Origin of the sequence: Ensifer sp. SSB1, from assembly GCF_016652895.1 — a bacterium.
GTDB lineage: Bacteria > Pseudomonadota > Alphaproteobacteria > Rhizobiales > Rhizobiaceae > Ensifer.
Genome location: NZ_JAEPRP010000126.1, coordinates 1 through 21591, shown reverse-complemented (window position 1 = coordinate 21591; position 21591 = coordinate 1). Strand labels below are relative to the sequence as shown.

23 protein-coding genes are annotated in these 21591 nt (G+C 62.1%); 16 read left to right on the top strand and 7 right to left on the bottom strand.

The genetic code is table 11. The features are described from left to right. On the bottom strand, nt 1-176 hold a 176-nt coding region (locus I8N66_RS25980; protein WP_291159920.1), incomplete at its 3' end, for an NAD(P)H-dependent oxidoreductase. A 453-nt stretch (nt 177-629) separates the two neighbouring features. Then, entirely contained in the window at nt 630-1550 is a 921-nt protein-coding gene (locus tag I8N66_RS25975; RefSeq protein ID WP_291159910.1) for a LysR family transcriptional regulator, read from the bottom strand. 87 nt (nt 1551-1637) lie between these two features. Here I8N66_RS25975 and I8N66_RS25970 point away from each other — a divergent pair, with 87 nt between their 5' ends. From I8N66_RS25970 to I8N66_RS25930, 9 genes are all read left to right on the top strand, one after another. Beyond that, on the top strand, nt 1638-2621 hold the full coding sequence (locus I8N66_RS25970; RefSeq protein WP_291159907.1) for a TIGR03571 family LLM class oxidoreductase: 984 nt from the start codon (nt 1638-1640) through the stop codon (nt 2619-2621). 16 nt (nt 2622-2637) lie between these two features. Then, entirely contained in the window at nt 2638-3462 is an 825-nt protein-coding gene (locus I8N66_RS25965; RefSeq protein ID WP_291159905.1) for an aldo/keto reductase, read from the top strand. Between the two features lie 13 nt (nt 3463-3475). Further along, complete coding sequence (locus I8N66_RS25960) at nt 3476-4678, top strand: MFS transporter (RefSeq protein ID WP_291159902.1); 1203 nt, start codon at nt 3476-3478, stop codon at nt 4676-4678. A gap of 51 nt (nt 4679-4729) precedes the next feature. After that, the gene (locus I8N66_RS25955; protein WP_291159899.1) at nt 4730-5053 is read left to right on the top strand and encodes an adenylate cyclase; all 324 of its coding nucleotides are present in this window, start codon (nt 4730-4732) and stop codon (nt 5051-5053) included. Nucleotides 5054-5338: 285 nt separating this feature from the next. Next, complete coding sequence (locus I8N66_RS25950; RefSeq protein WP_291159916.1) at nt 5339-6643, top strand: extracellular solute-binding protein; 1305 nt, start codon at nt 5339-5341, stop codon at nt 6641-6643. A gap of 75 nt (nt 6644-6718) precedes the next feature. Further along, nucleotides 6719-7609, top strand: coding sequence for a sugar ABC transporter permease (locus I8N66_RS25945; RefSeq protein WP_291159896.1), 891 nt, complete (start codon nt 6719-6721; stop codon nt 7607-7609). 7 nt (nt 7610-7616) lie between these two features. Continuing rightward, entirely contained in the window at nt 7617-8504 is an 888-nt protein-coding gene (locus I8N66_RS25940; protein ID WP_291159893.1) for an ABC transporter permease subunit, read from the top strand. Between the two features lie 42 nt (nt 8505-8546). Continuing rightward, entirely contained in the window at nt 8547-9668 is a 1122-nt protein-coding gene (locus tag I8N66_RS25935) for a sn-glycerol-3-phosphate import ATP-binding protein UgpC (RefSeq protein WP_291159890.1), read from the top strand. 28 nt (nt 9669-9696) lie between these two features. Beyond that, nucleotides 9697-10611 carry a TIM barrel protein gene (locus I8N66_RS25930; RefSeq protein WP_291159888.1) on the top strand — a complete coding sequence of 305 codons (915 nt, stop codon included), beginning with the start codon at nt 9697-9699 and terminating at the stop codon, nt 10609-10611. A gap of 74 nt (nt 10612-10685) precedes the next feature. Here I8N66_RS25930 and I8N66_RS25925 read toward each other — a convergent pair whose 3' ends face one another. Next, nucleotides 10686-12662 carry a BTAD domain-containing putative transcriptional regulator gene (locus I8N66_RS25925; RefSeq protein ID WP_291159885.1) on the bottom strand — a complete coding sequence of 659 codons (1977 nt, stop codon included), beginning with the start codon at nt 12660-12662 and terminating at the stop codon, nt 10686-10688. Nucleotides 12663-12813: 151 nt separating this feature from the next. Here I8N66_RS25925 and I8N66_RS25920 point away from each other — a divergent pair, with 151 nt between their 5' ends. From I8N66_RS25920 to I8N66_RS25905, 4 genes are all read left to right on the top strand, one after another. Beyond that, nucleotides 12814-13599 carry a DUF1194 domain-containing protein gene (locus I8N66_RS25920; protein WP_291159882.1) on the top strand — a complete coding sequence of 262 codons (786 nt, stop codon included), beginning with the start codon at nt 12814-12816 and terminating at the stop codon, nt 13597-13599. A gap of 136 nt (nt 13600-13735) precedes the next feature. Next, the gene (locus tag I8N66_RS25915; RefSeq protein ID WP_291159879.1) at nt 13736-15307 is read left to right on the top strand and encodes an AbgT family transporter; all 1572 of its coding nucleotides are present in this window, start codon (nt 13736-13738) and stop codon (nt 15305-15307) included. 6 nt (nt 15308-15313) lie between these two features. Further along, a complete protein-coding gene (locus I8N66_RS25910; RefSeq protein ID WP_291159876.1) occupies nt 15314-15988 on the top strand; it encodes a hypothetical protein in 675 nt (224 codons plus the stop codon). 11 nt (nt 15989-15999) lie between these two features. Then, nucleotides 16000-16950, top strand: coding sequence for a hypothetical protein (locus I8N66_RS25905; RefSeq protein ID WP_291159873.1), 951 nt, complete (start codon nt 16000-16002; stop codon nt 16948-16950). Between the two features lie 42 nt (nt 16951-16992). Here the strand turns inward: I8N66_RS25905 and I8N66_RS25900 are convergent, their stop codons facing one another. Then, nucleotides 16993-17454 carry an Lrp/AsnC family transcriptional regulator gene (locus I8N66_RS25900; protein ID WP_113541228.1) on the bottom strand — a complete coding sequence of 154 codons (462 nt, stop codon included), beginning with the start codon at nt 17452-17454 and terminating at the stop codon, nt 16993-16995. Between the two features lie 138 nt (nt 17455-17592). On the opposite strand from I8N66_RS25900, the gene I8N66_RS25895 reads away from it, so the two are divergent. The 3 genes from I8N66_RS25895 to I8N66_RS25885 are packed head-to-tail and all read left to right on the top strand — an operon-like array spanning nt 17593 to nt 19870. Then, a complete protein-coding gene (locus tag I8N66_RS25895) occupies nt 17593-17913 on the top strand; it encodes a DUF1330 domain-containing protein (RefSeq protein WP_291159868.1) in 321 nt (106 codons plus the stop codon). A gap of 1 nt (nt 17914) precedes the next feature. Continuing rightward, on the top strand, nt 17915-18652 hold the full coding sequence (locus tag I8N66_RS25890; protein ID WP_291159865.1) for an SDR family oxidoreductase: 738 nt from the start codon (nt 17915-17917) through the stop codon (nt 18650-18652). A 9-nt stretch (nt 18653-18661) separates the two neighbouring features. Then, nucleotides 18662-19870 carry a PLP-dependent aminotransferase family protein gene (locus tag I8N66_RS25885; protein ID WP_291159862.1) on the top strand — a complete coding sequence of 403 codons (1209 nt, stop codon included), beginning with the start codon at nt 18662-18664 and terminating at the stop codon, nt 19868-19870. Between the two features lie 65 nt (nt 19871-19935). Here I8N66_RS25885 and I8N66_RS25880 read toward each other — a convergent pair whose 3' ends face one another. The 3 genes from I8N66_RS25880 to I8N66_RS25870 are packed head-to-tail and all read right to left on the bottom strand — an operon-like array spanning nt 19936 to nt 21529. Further along, a complete protein-coding gene (locus I8N66_RS25880; protein WP_291159913.1) occupies nt 19936-20658 on the bottom strand; it encodes an aspartate/glutamate racemase family protein in 723 nt (240 codons plus the stop codon). Beyond that, on the bottom strand, nt 20658-21314 hold the full coding sequence (locus I8N66_RS25875) for a flavin reductase family protein (RefSeq protein WP_223729399.1): 657 nt from the start codon (nt 21312-21314) through the stop codon (nt 20658-20660). The genes I8N66_RS25880 and I8N66_RS25875 overlap by 1 nt, the downstream gene beginning before the upstream one ends. Continuing rightward, nucleotides 21311-21529 carry a hypothetical protein gene (locus I8N66_RS25870; protein WP_291159857.1) on the bottom strand — a complete coding sequence of 73 codons (219 nt, stop codon included), beginning with the start codon at nt 21527-21529 and terminating at the stop codon, nt 21311-21313. The genes I8N66_RS25875 and I8N66_RS25870 overlap by 4 nt, the downstream gene beginning before the upstream one ends. Nucleotides 21530-21591: the final 62 nt, after the last annotated feature.

Here is a 21591-nt window from a genome sequence, read left to right as displayed (position 1 = left end):
TGCACCTGGCGTGGCAGGGGCAGGCTCTCGAGATCCGGCGAAAAGACCGGCAGCTCTCCCACACGATCGAAGACAGAAAACTCGATGTTTGCCGGTGCAATCGACCGGACGGCCCGCAGCATGGCCGTATTGGTGGAATTGATCCGAGCGCTGCCGGATATTGCGAGAATCTTCATGGCAAGAAAAGTGGCCGATCGGACATGGTTGTCAACGCCTGCAGGCCCGGCCGCGTGGATGGATGACAATCGCATTAGCTGAGTAAAAGTAGAAAGTTTAACTTCTAATACGCATCGAACGATATGAGAACGCCGCAGGTACGAAGGTGGTCGGCTAACCCGTTCGAATTAGAGAAACCTCGAACAATTGGCCGGTTGGGGAACAACGACCTGTGACGCGCGTTGCCGTACGCTGAGTGAATACGGGAAAACGAGATGCGAATAATACTGGTAGCAATAGTCGCCTCGATCATGAGCATACTTGCGTTCAAATATGCAGACGGCGCCTTTGGCAACGCTAACCTGGTGGCGACGGCCGACGAACTGTCAGAAAACTGACGTGCGTCGCCTGGCACCGCAACTATCCTCGGACGCACCGTTCCTCACAGATGAGGCCTTGCCGCCGCCCGAACGTCACGCAGCGCGAACCGGTGCGCTCCCAAGAAACCCTTGCAGTCGAGGAGAGACGAAATCGAGGAAGACCCTGACGCGTTGCGGCAAGCGCCCGCCCGCAAGGAAGAGCGCGTGGATATCTTCCTCGTCCTCTGCAACCACGTCGCTCAGAACTTCGACGAGACGGCCTTCCTGGATATCCGCCCGTGCATGGTAGTCGCCGAGCCGCGCGATACCGACTCCGGCCACGGCCATGCGCCGGACCGTTTCACCGTTGTTGGCAAGCAGCGCCCCATGCACCGCCCGATCGACGATACGCCCGCTCTCCTTCATCGGCCAAACCGGTGCGGAACGGCGAAAATTGAAACCGAGGCAATTGTGCTGCGCCAGATCATCGACGGAGGTCGGCGTTCCATGTCGGCTCAGATATTCGGGCGCAGCCACAATCTTCCGTCTGGCCGTCCCGATCTTGCGTGCCATCATCGTCGAATTCGGCAACGGCCCGATGCGGAACGCCACGTCGGTACGATCGAGATAAAGGTCGACGATTTCGTCGGACAGCGACAGGTCAACAACGATGTTCGGAAAGGCCTTCCAGAACTCGGGCAGGATCGGCTCAAGCCCGAGCACGCCAAAGGCAACGGAAGCATTTACCCGAACAGTCCCGCCGGTGCTCGACGCCCCCTGCGAGAGCTCTCGCTCGACCTCGTCGAATTCGTTCAGCAACAATTGGCCGCGCTCATAGTAGATCCGCCCTTCGGTCGTGAGCGCAAGGCGACGGGTCGACCGCTCGAAGAGCCGCACTCCGAGGCGGGTCTCCAGCCTTGCTATCAACTTGCTGATCGTCGATGGCGTCATACGCAGCAGGCGCGCCGCTTCTGAGAAGCTGCCTGCATCGACGACGCGGACAAAGACCTGCATTTCCCCTGTGCGATTATCCATGACGAATCCTACTTGTGAAAAACTTTCACAGAAAATTTGGAATGACAGCGACTTATCAAGCGGATCGCCCCCGCATATCTGTTCGCCATGTCAAAAATCTCAGCTCTCAACCTGATCCGCAAGCCGGATGTTATGACCCTCGGCATCGAATTGCCGCTCGACAACGATTGGTCGCCCGAGGGCCTGGCGCGAGCGCGCGCCACCGGCCGACCCCATGGCGTACCGGATATGTCGTCGCAGACGGATCTGATACGGCGAGCGGACGCGCTTGGCTTTGCCGCCACCTGGGCCCGCGACGTGCCAGTCTTCGACCAGGTCAACATGGGCGATGCCGGTTCGGTCTACGACGTCTTCACCCTGCTCGGCTTCCTCGCCGGCGTAACCCGCCACATGGCGCTGGGCACGGCAGCAGTCGTGCTGCCGATCCGCCATCCGCTGCTGACGGCAAAGGCAGCCGCCTCGGTAGACGCACTGTCGGGAGGACGGCTCCTGCTCGGCGTTGCGTCCGGCGATCGTCCTGTCGAATACCCGCTGCTCGGCCTCGATTTCGACGGCCGCGGCGAGCGCTTTCGAGAGGCCGTTGGCTACATGAGACAGGCCTGGCAGCCGGGCGGCCTGCCGGTCGACGGCCGGCGTGATCCGACACTCGATATTCTTCCGCGTCCGGCGCAGGCAAGCATTCCGCTCATTGTCGCCGGCCAAGCACGCCAGGACGACGCCTGGCTTGCCGCCAACATGGATGGCCGTTTCGTCTATCCCGGCAGCCTCGAAAAACTGTCCCTTCAGACGAGAGCCTGGTCCGATGCGACAGCACACAAGGGCGCGTTCATCAGCGCCTTTCATCTCGATCTGCTCGAGGACCCGAGCGCACCCGCTCAGCCGATCCGCTTCGGTGCCCGCCTCGGCCGCAAGGCTTTGGTCGAACACTTTGGCGCGCTCGCCCGGGTCGGCGTCGATCACATAGCGATCAACCTTCGCCAATCAAGCCGCCCGCCGGCAGAGGTCATCGAGGAGCTTGCTTCCGATGTGATGCCGCGGCTCGGCAAAATTCCCGCAATTCATGCTGCTTGAACCCATGGAGAAACCTATGAAATTCGTCAATTCGCACGGAGCCACCATTCCTTCGCTCGGCTTCGGCGTGTTCCGCATGTCGGACGCCGAAGTGGAGAGCGTCGTTCCTGCCGCGCTGGAAGCGGGCTTCCGCCACTTCGACACGGCGCAGATCTATCAGAACGAAGCTGCTCTCGGCCGCGCCCTGCAGAAGGCCGGCGCCCGCCGTGAGGACCTTTTTCTGACCACGAAGGTCTGGGTGGACAACTATAGCCCGGAGAGATTTGCCGCGTCCGTCGAGGAAAGCCTCGACAAGCTTCGCGTCGATCACGTCGACCTGCTGCTTCTCCACTGGCCGGCCGATAAAGTGGCGATCTCCGACCAGGTCGACTTGCTGAATGCGGTCCAGGCCGCAGGCAAGACCCGCTTCATTGGCGTCAGCAACCAGAACATCGCGCAGATGAACGAATCCATCGCGCGCAGCGCTGCCCCCATCGTCACCAATCAGATCGAGGTGCATCCCTATCTCGACCAGAACGCGGTGGCGGAAGCCGCCAGGTCTGCCGGTGTCGCCATCACCGCCTATTACGGCATGGCAGACGGCGAAGTGCCGCGCGATCCGGTTCTGCAGGCGATCGCCGGGAAGTACGGCAAGACGGCAGCGCAGGTCGGCATTCGCTGGCTGATCGAGCGTGGCTTCGTCGCTCTCTCGAAAACCGCCAAGCCGGGACGCGTTGCCGAGAATTTCGATGTATTCGACTTCGATCTCAGCGCCGAGGACATGGCCGCGATTTCCAAACTTGCACGCCCCGACGGCCGGTTGGTCAGCCCTCCCGGACTGGCGCCCGTCTGGGACAAATAACGGAGAACTCGCAATGAGTGCTACAAACGCACAGGAAAGTGCGGCGCCGGCGGCCGGTTTCAACTGGCCGCTTCTCGCGCTCGCGATCGGTGCCTTCGGCATCGGCACCACCGAATTTGCACCAATGGGCCTCCTGCCGGTCATTGCCGACGGCGTCGACGTATCGATTCCGACGGCCGGTCTCCTCGTCAGCGCCTACGCCATCGGCGTGATGGTCGGTGCGCCGATCATGACGCTGGCTTTTGGCCGCTTTGGCAAGCGGACGGCGCTGATGCTGCTCATGGGTATCTTCACGCTCGGCAACATTCTCTCGGCCTTCGCGCCCGACTATTGGACCCTGCTCGCGGCGCGGCTCGTGACGAGCCTCAACCACGGGGCCTTCTTCGGCCTCGGTTCGATCGTGGCGGCAAGCATCGTATCGCCGGAAAAGCGCGCAAGTGCTGTCGCCACGATGTTCATGGGCCTGACGATCGCCAATATCGGCGGCGTTCCTGCAGCGACCTGGATCGGCCAGCAGGTTGGCTGGCGCATGTCGTTTGCCGGAACGGCGGTTCTCGGCGTCGTCGCCATCACCGCCCTGTGGCTGTCCCTTCCACGTGGCGAGGCGGGCAAGATGCCGGACGTCGCAAAGGAGTTGAAGGTGATCACCCGCCCGGTCGTGCTGCTGGCCATGGCGACAACGGTCATGGGCGCCGGGGCGATGTTCACGCTCTACACCTATGTCGCGCCCGTGCTGGCTGAGCTCACGCATGCATCAGAGACGTTCATCACGCTCGCACTCGTCTTGATCGGCGTCGGCTTCACCATCGGCAACGGCCTCGGCGGCCGGCTGGCCGACTGGTCGCTGGATGGGGCAACGAAGATCTTTCTTGCCGCTCTCGCCGTCATCATGCTGCTCCTGCCCTTGGCGCTGACGACCCATGTCGGCGCGGCGATCGGGCTGCTCGTTTGGGGTGCGGCCACCTTCGCGATCGTGCCGCCAGTGCAGATGCGGGTCATGCAGGCGGCGGCCGAGGCGCCGGGTCTCGCCTCGTCGATCAATGTCGGCGCATTCAACCTCGGCAATGCGGTGGGAGCGGCAGTCGGTGGCGGCGCCCTCAGCGCGGGCCTCGGCTACGAAGCCATTCCGATTGCCGGCGGCTTGCTGGCAACTGCCGGCCTGGTTCTGGTGCTCATCGGAACCCGCGCGAAATACGCGGCGCCGGCACTTCGATAAGCGGTGCAGGACGTTGGGAAACCCAGATAACTTACTGACGGAGATGAGAAAATGACCGAGGCCTTTCCTCACGCTGGGAAGCGTTTTGAAGTCGACTACGGCGATTTGGCGGCTATCAACGCCTACAGCGCCGACGGACGCACGCTCTATTATGAGATTACGTCCGGTCCGATGACGGGCGCATCCGGCACCGTTGAATTTCAATGGCGCCGGCTTAGCGAAGAGATCTATACGATCTCCTGGCAGGAAGCGGACGGCTCGACCGTCGTCCACGTCGATGACTTTCAGGCCGGGCGATCGCTTTCCTTCTTCACGACCCTTCAGGGGCAGTTTTTCCGCCTCGAAGGAAGTCTGCGGCAGTCACCCGAGCGGTAATCGCGGCTCGGGACGTGTCGCTCCAGCCATCAGCCTGGCGCCATCCGACACCGTGTCAACGACTACCGCCTGACAAACGGAGGCGGCGCAACGAGAGCGCGCGCCGCCTCCTCAAAGCGTAATCAAACTTTCATTTTTCCATCATGCAGATTGGCAAGGACTGTCACACTCAACTGTTAGCAAGCGCCCGGCTTCATTCGTGCCACCGATCCTGGTGTCCGCCAATCTGCAAGGAGCGTTTTGCAAATGAGAGTCTCCGTCACTACGTCCGTATTTATCGGCCTGATGGCCAGCGTCGCGTTTGGCGCGCCGGCAGCCGCAGCCGAGAAGACGAAATTCGAATTCTGGTACGGCCTTTCGGGTGATCTTGGCGAACGCGTCCAGGATGCCTGCAAGAAGTTCAACGACAGCCAGTCCGAATTCGAGATCGTCTGCACCTCTCAAAACGGTTACGACACGACCCTGCAGAACACGATTGCCGCCTACCGTGCCAAGAAGCAGCCGGCAATCACCCAGATCTACGATGCCGGCACGCTCGACATGATGCTCTCCGGCGCCTTCGTGCCCGCCAAGAAGCTGATGGCCGACAACGGCTACACCATCGACTGGAACAATTATTTCGGCGGCATCGCCAACTATTACGCAACGGCAAAGGGCGAGTTGAACTCCTTCCCGTTCAACTCCTCCACCGCGATGTTCTATTACAATGTCGACGCCTTCCAGAAGGCCGGCATCGACTTCAAGCCGGACACCTGGGAACAGGTCGAGGAAGCTGCCCGCAAACTGAAGGCGGCCGGCTTCGAGTGCCCGCTGGCGTTCAACTTCGACACCTGGCCGCTGATGGAGCAGTTCTCCGCAATCCACAACCAGCCGCTTGCCACGAAGGGCAATGGTTACAATGGGTTGGACGCTGAACTTGTCGTCAACAAGACCAAGTTCGTGGATCACGTTAAGTTCTTCAAGAAGATGGCCGACGAAAAGCTCTTCGTGGTCAAGACCAAGCAACTCGGCATGGATATCGTCCCGGCCTTCACGTCCCAGACCTGCCAGATGATCCAGACCTCGGTCGCCGACCACGGCACGATCGGCAAGACCCTTCCCGAGGGCGTTAAGTGGGAAGTTGCCATGTTGCCGGTATGGAAGGGCACGGAGCGGCAGAACTCGCTCGTCGGCGGCGCATCGCTCTGGGTGCTCGCCGGCCGTCCGGAGGCGGAATACAAGGGCGCGGCGGCCTTCCTCAACTACCTTGCGACGCCGGAAATGGCCGAGTGGTGGTCGACGGTGACGGGCTACATCCCGATGACCAAGACCGGTTTCGACGCCATGAAGGCCAATGGTTTCTACGACAAGGCTCCCTACAAGGGGCGCGAACTCGCGATCCAGAGCCTGTCCTTCACCCCGACCTCGGAAAACACCCGCGGCATTCGCCTCGGCGGCTTCACGCAAATCCGCAAGGAATTCGCAACCGCCCTCGAAGCGATCTTCATGCAAAACGCAGATGTACAGGCCGAACTCGACAAGACGGTTGAACGCGGCAACGCCGTTCTGCGCCGCTTCGAGAAGACCTACGCCGGACAGACGCTGAACTGACATCTGATCCGCCCGGAGCCCGCCGCAATATCGGCGGGCTCCGATCTCTGTTCTTGCGCATTGGAATTTCGACATATGGACAAGCGCGCGGCCTTTCGCAGCTGGTGGCTGCCCAGCCTCTTCGCCCTGCCGCAGATCATTTTGATCCTGCTCTTTTTCTACTGGCCAGCGGTCGCCGTGTTGCGATGGGCCTTCACGCTGGAGCCGCCGTTCGGCGGTGCCGCCGAATTCGTCGGCCTTGCCAATTTCCAGGAAGTGTTTGCCGATCCGCTCTACTGGAACTCCGTTGGCATCAGCCTCGCATTTGCCCTTTGCGGCACGCTTGCCACCATTTTCATCGGCCTTGTTCTTGCCCTTGCTGTCGACCGGCAATTGCCGGGCTCTGCGCCGTTCCGGTTCCTCTACATTCTGCCCTATGCAATTGCGGGACCTGCGGCCGGCATGGCCTTCCGCTTCATCCTGTCGCCGGAGCGCGGGCTGATGGCATCGGTCAACGCCGTCTTTCCTGACTTCTGGAACCCGGCCAAGTATGGCATCCACGCCCTCATCCTCGTCATTGTCGTCTTTGCCTGGAAGTGGGCGGGCTACACCTTCATCTTCCTGCTCGCCGGCCTGCAGTCGGTTCCGCGCTCGCTCATCGAGGCGGCCGCGATGGACGGCTGCGGCCCGATCCGCCGCGCGGTCGATATCCAGATACCTTTGCTGGCGCCAACGCTCTTCTTCCTGCTGGTCATCATGATGACCGAGGGCTTCGTCGGCGCCGATACCTACGGCATCGTCGCCCGCACGACGGATGGCGGCCCGAACCACGGCACCGACGTGATGGTCTATCGCATTGTCGAGGAGGCGTTCCGCGGCCTGAACTACTCCGGCGCGTCGGCCCAGAGCCTCGTGCTCATCGGCCTCATCATGATCTTCACCTTCATCCAGTTCCGCTTCATCGAGCGCCAGGTCCATTACAAGTGAGACTCCCATGATCCAGCGGACCCCCTTTGCCAACGCGCTGACCTATGGCGTGATGATCTTCGGCTTCCTGCTGCTGATCGGCCCCTTCATCGTCATCGTGTCGGGCGCCAGCCAGACATTCCAGCAGGTCAACGCCATCCCCTTCAGCTTCGTGCCGCAGGATCGCCTCTTCGAGAACATGCGCGCGGCCTGGTCGCGCGCCAGCCTCGGGACGGCGATGCTGAATAGCTTCGTGATGGCGAGCCTCGTCACGGTCGGCAAAGTGGCGCTGTCAGCGCTGACGGCTTTCGCCATCGTGTTCTTCCGAACACCGCTCAAAGGCTTTTTCTTCTGGATGGTGTTCATCACCCTGATGCTGCCGCTCGAAGTGCGCGTGGTGCCAACCTATGCGGTTGCCGCCGATCTGTTCCAACCAATCCGATTGCTGATTTCCGCCGTCACCGGCTTCGAGATCTCCGTCGACTGGAACCTTCTCAATTCCTATGCCGGCCTCACATTGCCGCTGATCGCCACGGCGACCGGGACCTTCCTCTACCGCCAGTTTTACCTGACCCTGCCGGACGAACTGGCGGAGGCGGCACGCATGGACGGTTCTGGCGCGATCCGCTTTTTCATCGACATGCTGCTGCCGCTCTCGCGCACCAACATGCTGGCGCTGACCACGATCATGTTCGTCTACGGCTGGAACCAGTATCTCTGGCCCCTCCTGATGGTGACGGACCCGCAGTACAAGACCACGATGATGTCGCTGGTTGCGCTCCTGCCCGCCGACAACGGTACGCCGGACTGGAACGTGACGCTCGCCGGTTCTCTGATCATCATGCTGCCTCCGCTCATCGTCGTCGCCGTCTTACAGCGGTGGTTCGTTCGCGGCCTCGTGGCGACGGAAAAATGACCCCGCTTTCCCCAAACAGAACAGACAGAGAGGTCCGCGCTCATGGCTGACATCGCAATTCGCGCCGTGCGTAAATCCTACGGAAAATCCCCTACCCTGCATGGCATCGACCTCGCCTTCGCGTCGGGAGAATTCGTCGTGATCCTCGGCCCGTCCGGCTGCGGAAAGTCGACGCTTCTGCGGATGATCGCGGGGCTGGAGGACATCACCGCCGGTGAGATCGCCATCAACGGAAAGGTCGTCAACAGGCTCGAACCGCGCGAACGCGGCTGCGCCATGGTGTTCCAGAACTACGCCCTCTACCCGCACATGACCGTGGCCGGAAACATCGGCTATGCCCTGAAGGTGGCCGGCGTAGCGAAGGCGAAGCGCCTGCGTCGGATCGAGGAAACAGCCAAGATCGTCGGACTTTCCGACTATCTCGATCGCAAACCCGCTGCCCTGTCCGGCGGTCAACGGCAGCGCGTCGCCATGGCGCGCGCGATCATTCGCGAGCCGAACGTGTTCCTGTTCGACGAACCGCTGTCGAACCTGGACGCCAAGCTTCGCGTCACCATGCGGGCCGAGATCCGCAAACTGCATCAGCGCCTCCAGGCAACGTCCATCTTCGTCACCCACGACCAGGTGGAAGCGATGACGCTGGCCGACAAGCTGGTCGTGATGAACAAGGGCGTGGTCGAACAGGTCGGCCAGCCGCTCGACATCTACCACCGTCCTGCAAGCATCTTCGTCGCATCCTTCATCGGCTCTCCGGCTATGAACCTTTTCGATGCCTTGGTCGACGTCGACAACGCCTGCCTCACTTTCGGCGGCACGAAGATGCCGATCGACAGAGGCCTGGCCACCCGACTGGGCGCAAGACAGATCACGGTCGGCATTCGCCCGGAACAATGCGTCGTTGCGCCTGAAGGCGTCTCGATCAAGGTGGATTTCATCGAGGAACTCGGCTCCGGCCGTGTCATCCACTCGGAATTGAACGGCTATCCCTTCGCGGCCACAGTCGACGAGCACACGCGCGTGCGGCCGGGCGAGAGGATCAGCCTGGAACTGCCGCTCGCGCACCTGCACCTCTTCGACAAGGAGACCGGCCGAAGGATCGAGGTCGATCTGGAGCCGCGCACTGTCCGCAATTCCGCCAGCCAACCGACACTCCAAGCAGTCTGATCACTTCAATAAATCAGGAGAAACCGTGATGAACGATATCATTTCCGCCGTAGGATTCTGCAACCGGACGGGCAAGGGCGACCTTTCGACCCTTGATGCCTCTCTGCGCGAAGTTGCAGAGACGGGCGCCGACGCCTGCGAGATCGGGATCTATGGAGAAGAGATCGTCAGCGGCGGCCGCATCATCGAAGACCGCGTCCACCGGGTCGCCGAGATCACCAAGAAGTACACCTTCAACAAGCTTTCGCTGCACGGCCAGATCGTATCCAACTTCATGGATCGCCAGCACCACCATCTGCAGAAGAAGGTCGTGCGGGCGATGCTCGAACTGTGTGACAGGCTCGGTGCGGGGATCCTCGTCCACCACTCCGGCGCAGCACAGCTTGCCGCCGGAGAGAACGCCGCTGATCTCGACAGGATGGAACGCGACGCGCTCGCGGAAATGGCCGAGGTCGCCAAAGGTTACGGCGTCCGCATCGCACTCGAGAACATCTTCACGACGGAAAGCGGCCAGTACCGGCAGACGCCGAGCCAGGTCGCCGAAACGGTGCGGGCGATCGGTTCGAACAACGTCGTCGCACTCATCGACTTCTCGCATGCCTATATCGAAGCAACGCATCGCGGGCTGGATTTCCGCGACGAACTGAGGGCGATGGCGCCGGTGACGGGTCACCTGCACGTTCATGACAGCTTCGGCCTGCCCTACTCCATGAACCGCTTCTATCACCCGGCCGAAGCGACCGCGCTTGGGATCGGCGACCTGCACCTGCCGATCGGCTGGGGCGACATTGCCTGGGATGACATCTTTTCCGAACTGACCTTCCTTCCGGACACGACGCTGATCATGGAAATCGGCGCCGAGCGCTTCGCCGATCAGCAGCCGGCATGCCTCGAGCGGGCAAGACGTCTCGCGGTCGCGGTCGGACAGCGTTCCGCTGCATAATGTTTCCGGTTGCCCCACTGAACGTTCGGTGGGGCAGCCGTTCAAAGCGCAAATTCCCGCCGCCTGGACCGTTCTCAAGGAAGCGCTCTTTCCGCGCTCGGAAGACCGGCGCGCGACAGCATCTCCAGGAAGCGCGCGTGGTGATGATCCTTCACGTAGCGCGGCATGAAACCCGGGCAGACATTGCCGAGGTTGAGATGCGGGAGCTGTGAGAGGCAATGATGCATGGCCCGGGACGCTTCTTCCGTGTTTCCGGTGGCGGCAGCGGCGGCGGCCCAATAGAGCGCGCCACGAACGAAGCCGGGCTTGGTCCTGACAACCTTGCGGGCATCCTCCAGGGCACGCCGATCCTTGCCGCCGGCAAACAGCGCCACGGCCATGCTGTGGTGGCGCCAGAAATCGATCACGTCATGGGTCCCGAGACGGATTGCTTCGCTCGCTTCGTGCAATGCCTCGCTCACCTGCCCGCGCAAGGCATAGAGTTCGGCAAGATCGCCCCGCGCACTGGGATAACTCGGGTTGAGACCGATTGCATGGCGACACTCGACAATCGCTTCATCGATCCGGCCATCCGACAAAAGGGCGAAGGAGAGGATGACCCGGGCAATTTCGTCATCCGGCACCGCGCGCACTGCAGCTTGCGCCAGCTCCAACGCGCGTTCCAGGTATCCCTGCTTTGAGGGAAGGGCGCCAAAGGCAAGGGCCATGGTCATTGCCACGGACAGCGTGCGCTTTGCGCGGGCGTTGTGAGGTTCGATTGCGAGCGCCATCTCGACACGCTCTATCGCCGTCAGCAGCGAATCCCGCGTCATCTCGAAGTACTTCATCAGAGCTTCGTTCACGAGCCGGCGCACCTCCGAGCTGCCGGGAGGGCTCTTGTCGCGCACTTTCCAGTTCGTCATCTGTAGTTCGAGGATCACGGCCAGCACGACCGCCTGTGCGATCCGGTCCTGGAACCTGAGTGCATTTTCCGAGTGGCCGTCGAATTTCTGGGCCCAGACGTTGTGGCCGCCGGAGACATCGACAAGCAAGACGTTCACCCGCAGGTCATCACCGGATCTCTGAATGCTGCCGCTAAGCACATAGCGAGCCCTGACCGCCGTTTTCGGCTCATCGCCCGGAACGGTCTTGTCCTGGGGCGAGGGTCCGGCGAGCACGACATAGTCCGCAACCGCGGTCAGGGCCGTGGCGATATCCTGCACGAGACCTCTCGCGAAGTAATCGTCTCCCCCCTCGCCCGTCAGATTGACGAATTCTGCAACGCTGATCGACGGGCTTCCGTGGTGTTGTCCGACCGCGCCTCCATTTGCCGACTGTGGATGAACCGATTTCGAGGCGGGCGCCACGATGGCGTCCGACAGCGCCCGGGTCTCCGGGCTGACCCCGACACCAAACTCCTTCTTCATGACGCTGCTGCACAGTTCGTATGCGCGCATCGCCTGGTCGCGGCGGCCACAGGCGATCAGCAATTCGATCTTGAGCCGGTAGGATGCTTCCCGCGTCGGCTCCACGGCCAACAGGCGATCGACCAGAACCAAGCCGGCCTCCACATCCACGAGACGCGCAAGCTTTTCATACGACTCGATTGCGCGGTTCTGCAACCTCTCTCGCTCGGAGGCTGCCCAATCGTCGAAGGAGTTGCTGTCCAGGTAGAAGCCATCGAGAAACGGCCCGCCGTAATGCGCCAGGGCCATCTCGAGCTCCTGCGGCGAGCGGGCCATCAGACCCGCTTCAAAATCCTCGACGTCAATGTCGATGGCAGAAGTCTTTAGGCCGATCGTATCGTTCTGGGCCTGGATCAAATCCACGCCTACCCGACTGAAATCGCGCCGCAATAGGCTGAGGGTTTGCCTCAGGCTGTTGCGCGAATGGTCGCTGTCACTATCGCTCCAGAGCAGACTCGCCAGTTTCTCCCTGGACGCTGCCATGCCCGGACAGCGGGCAAGATAGGCAATGATGGCCTGACCTCTTTTGCCGGTCAAAGGGACCTGGCCGCGCTGCTCCTCCTCGATCCGAAAGCCGCCGAGCAAAGAAAGTCTGAGTCTGGCCATGCCTTGGTTGGTCGTCATGGGGCGTCTGGCACCATTAAATAATGAAACGCTAATGCAAATATAACGCTAGCGTCAACCAAACCGCCAACCATTCAAGCTCCGCCGTGACGGTCGATCGACTAAACCTAGAGAAGTGCCGGACACGGCACCGATGGAACCAACCGACCGGGGGCTCGTCATGGAGAGCAATTCATTCTTGAGATTGGCGGGAACACTTGTCGCCGCATTGCTTGGGCCGCTGCCGGCACAGGCCGCCGACTTTGACGTCGCCATCGTGTTCGCCGTCGATTTTTCGTCCTCGGTCGATCCGGACACCGCCAACCTGCAACGCAACGGCCATGCCGCAGCGCTCACGTCGCCGGAGATCATTGCAGCCATTACCCGAAACTACTTCGGCTGCGTCGGCGTCGCTTATTTTGAGTGGGCAAGCCCCGGGCGCCAGAGAATCGTGCTGCCATGGACGAGGATCTGCGGACTGGAAGATGCCGAAGCCGCCGCCGACGTGATCAGAAGAAACGGCGATACCGGCTTCACCCGCGGCGGCAGAGGCGGGACATCCGTGTCCTCTGCCATCGATGCCGCGAGCCTGCTTCTCGACCAGTTTCCGGGCAAGGCCGAGCGGAAAGTCATCGACATCTCCGGCAATGGCGAGAACAACGACGGCCTCCCCGTTCGGTCAAGCAGACGGAACGCGATTGCAAAGGGATACACCATCAACGCGATCGCCATCCCGGCAAGCGACGAAAATCCCGGCTATCACCTGGCGTCCTATTTTGCCGACAATGTCATCGGCGGTTCGGGAGCCTTTGTCGTGACAACGACGGGCCCAGGCGACTACGCGACCGCCCTTCGGCGCAAACTGGTCATGGAAATCAGCATGAACCTCGACCCACAGGGGCTGACAGAGGTGCAGCCGGTAGAGACGGCAATCCAATAGCATTCTATATTGCGCACAATAATTAAACTAAATGTATACAAACTAGCGCCATTCTTGTCGACATGACCTTCACTTTCGCAGACACTTGCGAAATAACTTGGCCATCGAAGGCATTTCGAGGATGGGGTGGGACAGCATGGACGGGACGCTCGCTAGGCACGACAGCAATTTATTCGACAAGCTCGAAGGGATCATCAACAGACTGCCCGAGCCCTTCACGCTGCTGCTGGCGCTGGCGGCACTGACGGCGCTGGCATCTTTCCCATTGGCCCAAGCGGGGGTATCGCTGGCTTTCTCGACCGTGGACCCGGCGACGGGCCAGGCCGTGGCGAAGACGGTTGCGATCGAAAACATCCTGACGCCCGCCTACTTCGCCAACCTGATCGTCGAATTTCCGAAGCTGCTCGTCGGCTTCCCGCCGATCGCCCTCACGCTGGTCGTGATGATGGGTATTTCGGTTGCCGAACATTCCGGCTTCCTCTCCTCGGTCATTCGCGGGCTTCTGCGGCGCGTTCCGAAATTCGCGATCATCAGCGTCGTCTCGTTCGTGGCGATCAATGGCGACCTCTTCGGCGACGCGGCGATGTTCGTGCTGATGCCGCTCGCGGCGACGCTTTTCTACCAGATGGGCCTTAATCCCTGGCTCGGCATCATTCTGGTCTTCGTCGGCAACACCGCCGGTTTCTCCGCTTCGCTGGTCATCAACCAGACGGATACGGTGCTCTCGGGCATCACCGCGAGCGTTCTACCGCCGGAGGCAGCAGCCAACGTCTCGCCGATCATGAACTGGTATTTCAACGCGTTCAGCGCCTTTACCGCGACGGCGGCGATGCTGCTGATCACCTACTTCTTCGTCCCCTCCAAGCTCGCGCCAAACCGCGTGAGCGAACTGGAGATCGAAACGGAAGTCGTTGAAGAACCCGGCACCGGTCATGGCCGCGAGGGTCGGGGGCTCGTCGCAGCCGGTATCTTCACCGTTGTCTATCTCGGGCTGATCCTCGCCTCCCTTATGCCGGAAGGCGGAGCGCTGCGCGGCGAAGGCGGTCAAATCGTGCCGAAGTCCCCCTTCATGGGCGGCATCGTTGTTCTGATCTCGCTCTATTTCGCGCTGTCGGGCATTGCCTATGGCTGGGCTTCCGGCCGGCTGAAGTCGCTCGGCGAGGCGGCGGAATGGATGAAGAACGGCATCTCGTCGATGTCCTATTTCCTCGTGGTTTCCGCAGCGGCTGTAATCTTCCTGAAGCTCTTCAACGACAGCCATATCGGCGAATACATCGGCAGCTACGGCGTGGTGATGCTGCAGGGCACACAGGCGTCGCCGGGTGTCGCGATCTTCCTCTTCCTGTTGCTCGTTTCGGTATCGAACCTCTTCATCATTTCCGGAAGCGTTCTGTGGATCATGTATGCGCCGATCTTCGTGCCGCTGATGCTGGCGCTCGGTTACAGCCCGGCGGCGACCCAGATGATCTATCGTATCGGCGATGCACCGCTGAACGCGATCTGCCCGGTCAACCCCTTCCTCATCCTCGTCATCGGCCTGCTCAACAAGTGGCGCCCCAAGGGCACCGAGGCGGTCAAGGTCGGCACGCCGCTGATGCTGGCCATGCCCTATGCACTCGCCATCCTCGCCGTTCTCGCGCTGCAGCTCGTGTTCTGGGTGCTGTGGGACCTGCCGCCAGGCCCGGGCGCAACGCTGATGGCACGGTGAGCCACCATGCGCTTCCTCAGTGAAACCAAGGTCCTGGCGTGTCATGAACTGCGACGCGAGGGCGCGCGTCGTTGGCTGCGGCTGGAAATTTCTGGCCTTGCATCGGTTAGCCCCGGCGAGACCGTGCTCTTCTCGGAGGACCGGCACAGCCCTCGCTGCCGGATCGCGACGGTCGAGACGTTTGCGGACGGCCGTGCTGCGCTGGTCGCAAAGTTCGAGGCAGATGACCTCGAACCCGCGGCGGGCAACGCGCTGACAGTCTGGTTAAACGAAACCGCTGCCGTGTCCGTCGGCGCCGGTTCGCTCATCGTCACTACGCCGGCCTTCCTCTACCGCGTCGCGCCCTTCGAGCAGCGCGGAGCGACAGTGCTCGTCACCGGGGCGGATGCGGACCTCTGGCAGAATCTACGCCAGCGCGTGGAGGCTGGTCTCGCATGGACCTCCGTCTTCCTCGCACTCGAACCCGCGCGGCTTCAGGCCTTCATCGTCGAGTTCCCCGACGCCAATCCCTACCTCTTTGCCAACATGGACATGAGTTGCGGCGTTGGCGCCTGCCGGAGCTGTCACGTAACGGTTTCGGACAACATGGACGGCGAGGCGAGCTGTCGCGTCGGCCCCTGGTTCGCGCTCAAGCGGGTCAACCTCGTGCGCCTGAAATTCGCCTCCGCCCCCTTCATTTGAGGATCGCCGCCATGGACCTTTCCGTAACCGTACCAATGGGCACAGGCAGCGTGACCTTCAAGAACCCGGTCATGTCGGCCGCAGGCACGTTCGGCAACATCGTCGAGTATCTCGATGTCTTCGACATCACCCGGCTCGGCGGAGTCGTCGCAAACTCCTTCCTTCCCTGGCAGGGTGAGCCGAACCGCTGCCGCCGCTTTGCCCATACGGAGAGCGGCTATCTCTCCGCCTTCGGCATCAACAACATGACACTCGACCGTTTCATTGCCGAGGCGCTGCCGCGCCTGCCGGCGGAAGAGGTGCCGATCTTCGTCAACATCAAGGCGCCGACGCGCGCGCAGTTGGTCGAGATGATCCGCGCCTGTGTCGAAAGCGGCCGCATCGCCGGCGTCGAGGTCAATGGCAACTTCCCCTATGCCGGCCGCGGCGAACCCTCCTACTGGGACAATCCCCAGCAGAACGAGGAGATGTTTCGCGCGCTTTCGGCGGCCGCCGAGGGCAAGGTGCTGCTGTGGTCGAAGGCGGCCACGTCAGCCAAGATGATCATCGAGGATTTTGTTTCCGCCTCGGAGCGAGGCGGCGCGGATGGAACGGTGCTATTCAATGCCATTCCAGGCGCACGCATCGACATCGAGCGGCGCACCTTCGTCTGCGGTTCCACCGGCTTTGGCGGTTACTCCGGCTCCGGCGTAAAGCCTTTCGCGCTTTGGCGCTGCGTGCAGGCTGCGAGCGTCGCCAAGCGCCCGGTGATCGGGGCCGGCGGCATCACCACGGCGGAGGACGTCGTGGAGTTCCTCATGGCGGGTGCCCATCTCGTGCAGATCGGCGCCGCCAGCATGAGCCGGCCGGATTATTTCCCCCGCCTCCTCGACGATCTCTACGCGCTCTTGGAACGCCTCGGCGTGCGCTCGCTCGAAGAAATCCGCGGATGTGCCCGCGCAGAGGCCGCCCCGGAGACGTGAGCCGCAGCCCTTATGATGGCGGCGCCCGGCATGGAACCGCCGTCATCGCCCCGCCTTCCAGTACGGGTTGTCGTGCTTCAGGATCACCATGGTCGTGGTTTCGGCGACGGCCGGGATCGACTGAAGCACATCCCGAATGAACGTCCCCAGCGCATCGAGATCGCGCACCCATATGCGTAGGACATAATCGACGTTGCCCGCCACCAGCAGGCATTCTGTGATCTCCGGGCGTTTGGCGATCGCTGAAAGGAACTGCTCCGTTCCTTCGGTGCCGTGCCGAGCCAGCCGCACCGAGCACAGCACGCTGACAGTCAGCCCGAGCGCCACCGGATCGATCCGGGCGGCATAGCCCTTGATGATCCCCGCGTCTTCCATGCGCTTGACGCGACGGCCGCATGGCGTGGCAGAAAGGCCAACGCGCTCGGCAAGATCCAGCATCGAGATGCGCCCGTCCCGGCGCAAGACGTCAAGGATCTTGTGATCAATCAGGTCGAGATCAGGCATGAGCGATAAACTCTCAAAAACTACTTATTCGTAGTGATATCACGCGCACAATAATGGGGGAATGCCCGAGATCGCCGAGTTGTGCTAAGAATATCGGGCTACTGTCTCCGTGAAATTCAGAAAACGGGAGAAGCGACCGTGCCTGCCTACTTCGTATGCACCATGAACATTCACGACCCCGAAACCTACCGCAAATACACGGCACTCACGCCGCCAACACTGGCGCGCTACGGCGGGAAGTTCCTCACTCGTGGCGATACGGTCGAGACGGTCGAAGGCGGTCCGGCCTTCGCCGAGCGCATGGTTCTCCTGGAGTTCCCGGATCGGGAAGCAGCGTTGGCCTGGTATCGGGATGCCGACTATCAAAGCGCGGCAGAGTTCCGGCGGCTTGCCTCTTCCGGGCGAATGCTGCTGCAGGTGTCGCGCGACAACACCAAAGACCCGGACCCGAAGGTCTGACATGGATCTGCAGCTGAAGGGAAAATCCGCCCTCGTATTCGGCGGGTCACGTGGACTGGGCCGGGCGATCGCAGCGGAACTCGCGCGCGAAGGCGCCCGGGTCGTGATCGTTTCGCGTAACGAGGCCGCCCTGCGGCAAACGGCCGACGCGACGGGGTGTCTGCCGCTTGCGGGTGACCTTTCTGCCCCTGGAGCGGGCGGAGAACTGGTGAGGGCGGCGAGCACGCTTCTTGACCGCCCTGTCGACATCCTGGTCACCAACACTGGCGGACCGCCCACCGGCAGCTTTCAAGCCACCGATGCGGCGGCCTGGACCAAGGGTTTCCAAGGCTTGTGGATGAGTACGGTGGACAGCATCCAGGCCGTCCTTCCGGCGATGAAAGCGAACCGCTGGGGGCGGATTCTCGCCGTGACTTCGGTGGCCGCGAAAGAGCCGCAGCCGGGTCTGGTCATTTCCAACGGCCTTAGAGCCGGGCTTTTGGGAATGCTGAACACCTTGTCGCGGGAGGTTGCTGCAGCCGGCATCACCGTCAACGCGCTGCTCCCCGGCTACACCAACACCGACCGGATGGCCGAGTTGGGTGTCGACAATGCGACAATGGGACCGAAGATTCCCGCGGGGCGACTGGGTGAGCCCGAGGAGTTCGCGGCGCTCGCCGCCTTTCTCGCCTCGACGCGAGCATCCTACATCACCGGCCAGGCCATCGCGGTTGATGGCGGTCTACTGCATTCGATCTGAGGAGCGATCATGGAGCATTCCGCCCGGCGTCCGAAATTTGCAAACTGGCTGGCTGAAAGCAACGATGTCACGCAGATGTTCCTGTCTGCCGGCCAGATCCCCGGCCTTATCAACATGGCAGGCGGCCTGCCCGATCCGTCGACATGGCCGGTCTCCGACCTCTCAGTCTTGGCGGCGAGCGCCGTGGCAGATCACCCGCGCGAGGCGCTGGCCTATAGCCCGATCGAGGGCCTGCCCGCACTGCGCGACCTGATCGCGACGCGTTTCAGCGCGCCGGGGCTACGCCTTTCGCGCGAAAACGTGCTGATCACCACCGGCGGGATGCAGGCGTTGGATCTGATCGGCAAGGTGCTTTTGGACCAAGGCGGGCTGATCGCGGCGCAAACCCCGGCCTATCTGGGCGCACTGGATGCCTGGAAACCTCGCTACCCGACCTATCGTCCGATGCGGCTGGAGGCCAGTGATTTCAACCCTGTCGCGGCAATGAGCGGCGCACAGTTCGCCTATACGGTGCCCAATTTCTCAAACCCCACGGGCCGGCTTGTCGGGGTCGAGGATCGGCACGCGCTTGTCACAGCGGCCGCTTCCGCCGGGACTTGGCTGATCGAGGACGATCCCTACGGCACGCTCTACTACGACGGCACTCCCTTGCCGCGCATGCTCACCCTCTCCGGCAAAGATGAGACGGTCTACGACGGCCCGGTCGTCTACCTCGGAACGCTGTCGAAGGAATTGGCGCCCGGCTTTCGTATCGGCTGGGCCATCGCCGCCCCCGACATGATCAGGGCACTCGTCGGCGCCAAGCAGGCTTCGGACATGTGCAGCTCGGGTTTGTCTCAGCGCATTACCCAGGACGCTTTCGCCGCCGGCCTCCCCGAGCGCGTGCTGCCGGGTATCCTTGCGCTTTATCGCGCACGCCGCGATGCGCTTTGCGCGGCCATGGAAAGGCATCTGGGCGAATTGTTCGAATGGGAGAAACCGACGGGCGGCATGTTCGTCTGGGCCACGGCCCGGGACCCGGCATTGAATACCGATGCTCTCTTGCGTGAAGCGCTTGGACACGGCGTCTGTATCACGCCGTCCAGCGTCTTCGATCCCGAGGGCCGAAATTGCCGCTCGGTCCGGATCAATTTCACATTGAACGCGCCCGAAAAACTCGAGGAAGGGGTGCGCCGGCTGGCCGAAGCGACCCGCGCCACCATCGCCCGAGCAGCGTGATTTGAAGGCGAGTGCGGCCTTCGAACATGCCGCAACAGTTGGCGCGGGAGTGCCGGAGGCCTGGCTCAGTGGGTGGAGGCAATATCACCCGACTTGTCGCGAGGATAGGCATAGGCACCGGCTTTTGAGGTTCGAAAGCCGCCGCTCGCCAAGGCCTCGGCGAGCTTGACGGCCGCCACCACGCCATCGATGACCGGTACGCCGGCTTCACGCGAGAGCCAATCGCACAGCTCCGCCATACCGGCACAGCCAAGAACGATGGCATCGACGCCGTCGTCGCGTATCGCCGCGCGCGCTTCGCTGAGGAGTTTCCGCCGCGCGCTTTCCGGGTCGGACTCCAGTGCTAGAACCGGCAAGTCGACCGAGCGCACGCGGCGGCAGCGGGACGCAGCACCATAGTGCTTCACGAGATCCTCGATCACCGGCACCGACCGCGGCAGCGTGGTAATCACTGCGAAGCGGGTCGCCACCGTCATTGCCACCTGTACCGCCGCTTGGCAGATCCCGATGACCGGACCGGTTGCCACTTCGCGCGCAGCCGCCAGACCGGGGTCATCGAAACAGGCGATCACGTGCGCCGATGCACCCCGTTTCTCCGCAGCACGGATTGCCGCCAGCATCGCCGGGACGGCCATCGCCTCGTCCGAGTAGCCTTCGATCGAGACGGGCGTGCCGGTTGCGGTCTCCGCATCGATGACGGAACCTTCCGATCGTACGGCCTCGGCCGCCCGTGCGATCTGCTCGGTCATTGACGCGGTCGAGTTCGGATTGATGACATGTATGCGGATCATTGGGCGGCCCTCTCCGGCCTGGGGTTCACTTGCGCCTGTTCCAGAGGCAGGAGGTCCTCCGGCTTTTTAAGTTCGAACTGTCGGTCTGACGTGATGTAATTGTCGGCATGCAGCCGCGCGATCGGCTGATAGGTCTCGGGGTTCGCGTAGCGCCCCTGCGGATCAAGACACCGGTCCTGGATGTGCATGTGCACGACCCTGCCGATGACCAGCACACGCTTGTGGTAATCGAGGATCTGCTCGACCCTGCATTCGAAGCTGCATGGACTTTCGGCGATGCGGGCGGCATCGATCTGTTCGCACGCTATCGGCGTCAGGCGGGCAAAATCGAGCTCGTCGACTTCCGAGGCGAAGTTGACGCCACAGACGATCATCGCGTCGGCAAGCGCCATGTCGACCATGTTGACGACGAATTCGCCCGTTCGACGGATATTTGCGACGGTGTCCTTCTCGTCGCCATTGCCACGGTTCTGGATCCCGAGCACGACCAATGGCGGCTCATGGGAGAACACGTTGAAGAAGCTCATCGGCGCCGCATTGTTATGGCCGGCGACCGAACGCGTTCCAACAAGGGCGATCGGACGCGGGCCGATGAAGTTGGTCAGCAGTCGATAGCGGTCCGGAGGCGGAAGCGTGGTGAAATCGATGTTCATGTCCGGATCTCCTGGCTGCTTGTTGAAAAACTCATCGCTTCAGCGCTGCGACTGCACACACGCTCGCCGTCGACCACACTGGGGACCGACGGCGATGCGCGGCAAAGCGCGGCCGCGCAGATAGCACCGACACCGGCATATCTCTTTCGGCAGGAACGATCGCTTTTCAGGAAAGCATCGCCGGCTCTCCGGCCGGCAAAACGTACGTTGCGCATGCTGCCCTCCCCGACAGTGCCAATCGCCCATATAGAGCTATATTGCATCCATTATTATGTCA

Coding starts and splice junctions, on each gene's coding strand:
- I8N66_RS25975 (WP_291159910.1), bottom strand. CDS start 1,550: ATGGATAATCGCACAGGGGAAATGCAGGTCTTTGTCCGCGTCGTCGAT.
- I8N66_RS25970 (WP_291159907.1), top strand. CDS start 1,638: ATGTCAAAAATCTCAGCTCTCAACCTGATCCGCAAGCCGGATGTTATG.
- I8N66_RS25965 (WP_291159905.1), top strand. CDS start 2,638: ATGAAATTCGTCAATTCGCACGGAGCCACCATTCCTTCGCTCGGCTTC.
- I8N66_RS25960 (WP_291159902.1), top strand. CDS start 3,476: ATGAGTGCTACAAACGCACAGGAAAGTGCGGCGCCGGCGGCCGGTTTC.
- I8N66_RS25955 (WP_291159899.1), top strand. CDS start 4,730: ATGACCGAGGCCTTTCCTCACGCTGGGAAGCGTTTTGAAGTCGACTAC.
- I8N66_RS25950 (WP_291159916.1), top strand. CDS start 5,339: ATGGCCAGCGTCGCGTTTGGCGCGCCGGCAGCCGCAGCCGAGAAGACG.
- I8N66_RS25945 (WP_291159896.1), top strand. CDS start 6,719: ATGGACAAGCGCGCGGCCTTTCGCAGCTGGTGGCTGCCCAGCCTCTTC.
- I8N66_RS25940 (WP_291159893.1), top strand. CDS start 7,617: ATGATCCAGCGGACCCCCTTTGCCAACGCGCTGACCTATGGCGTGATG.
- I8N66_RS25935 (WP_291159890.1), top strand. CDS start 8,547: ATGGCTGACATCGCAATTCGCGCCGTGCGTAAATCCTACGGAAAATCC.
- I8N66_RS25930 (WP_291159888.1), top strand. CDS start 9,697: ATGAACGATATCATTTCCGCCGTAGGATTCTGCAACCGGACGGGCAAG.
- I8N66_RS25925 (WP_291159885.1), bottom strand. CDS start 12,662: ATGGCCAGACTCAGACTTTCTTTGCTCGGCGGCTTTCGGATCGAGGAG.
- I8N66_RS25920 (WP_291159882.1), top strand. CDS start 12,814: ATGGAACCAACCGACCGGGGGCTCGTCATGGAGAGCAATTCATTCTTG.
- I8N66_RS25915 (WP_291159879.1), top strand. CDS start 13,736: ATGGACGGGACGCTCGCTAGGCACGACAGCAATTTATTCGACAAGCTC.
- I8N66_RS25910 (WP_291159876.1), top strand. CDS start 15,314: ATGCGCTTCCTCAGTGAAACCAAGGTCCTGGCGTGTCATGAACTGCGA.
- I8N66_RS25905 (WP_291159873.1), top strand. CDS start 16,000: ATGGACCTTTCCGTAACCGTACCAATGGGCACAGGCAGCGTGACCTTC.
- I8N66_RS25900 (WP_113541228.1), bottom strand. CDS start 17,454: ATGCCTGATCTCGACCTGATTGATCACAAGATCCTTGACGTCTTGCGC.
- I8N66_RS25890 (WP_291159865.1), top strand. CDS start 17,915: ATGGATCTGCAGCTGAAGGGAAAATCCGCCCTCGTATTCGGCGGGTCA.
- I8N66_RS25885 (WP_291159862.1), top strand. CDS start 18,662: ATGGAGCATTCCGCCCGGCGTCCGAAATTTGCAAACTGGCTGGCTGAA.
- I8N66_RS25875 (WP_223729399.1), bottom strand. CDS start 21,314: ATGAACATCGATTTCACCACGCTTCCGCCTCCGGACCGCTATCGACTG.
- I8N66_RS25870 (WP_291159857.1), bottom strand. CDS start 21,529: ATGCGCAACGTACGTTTTGCCGGCCGGAGAGCCGGCGATGCTTTCCTG.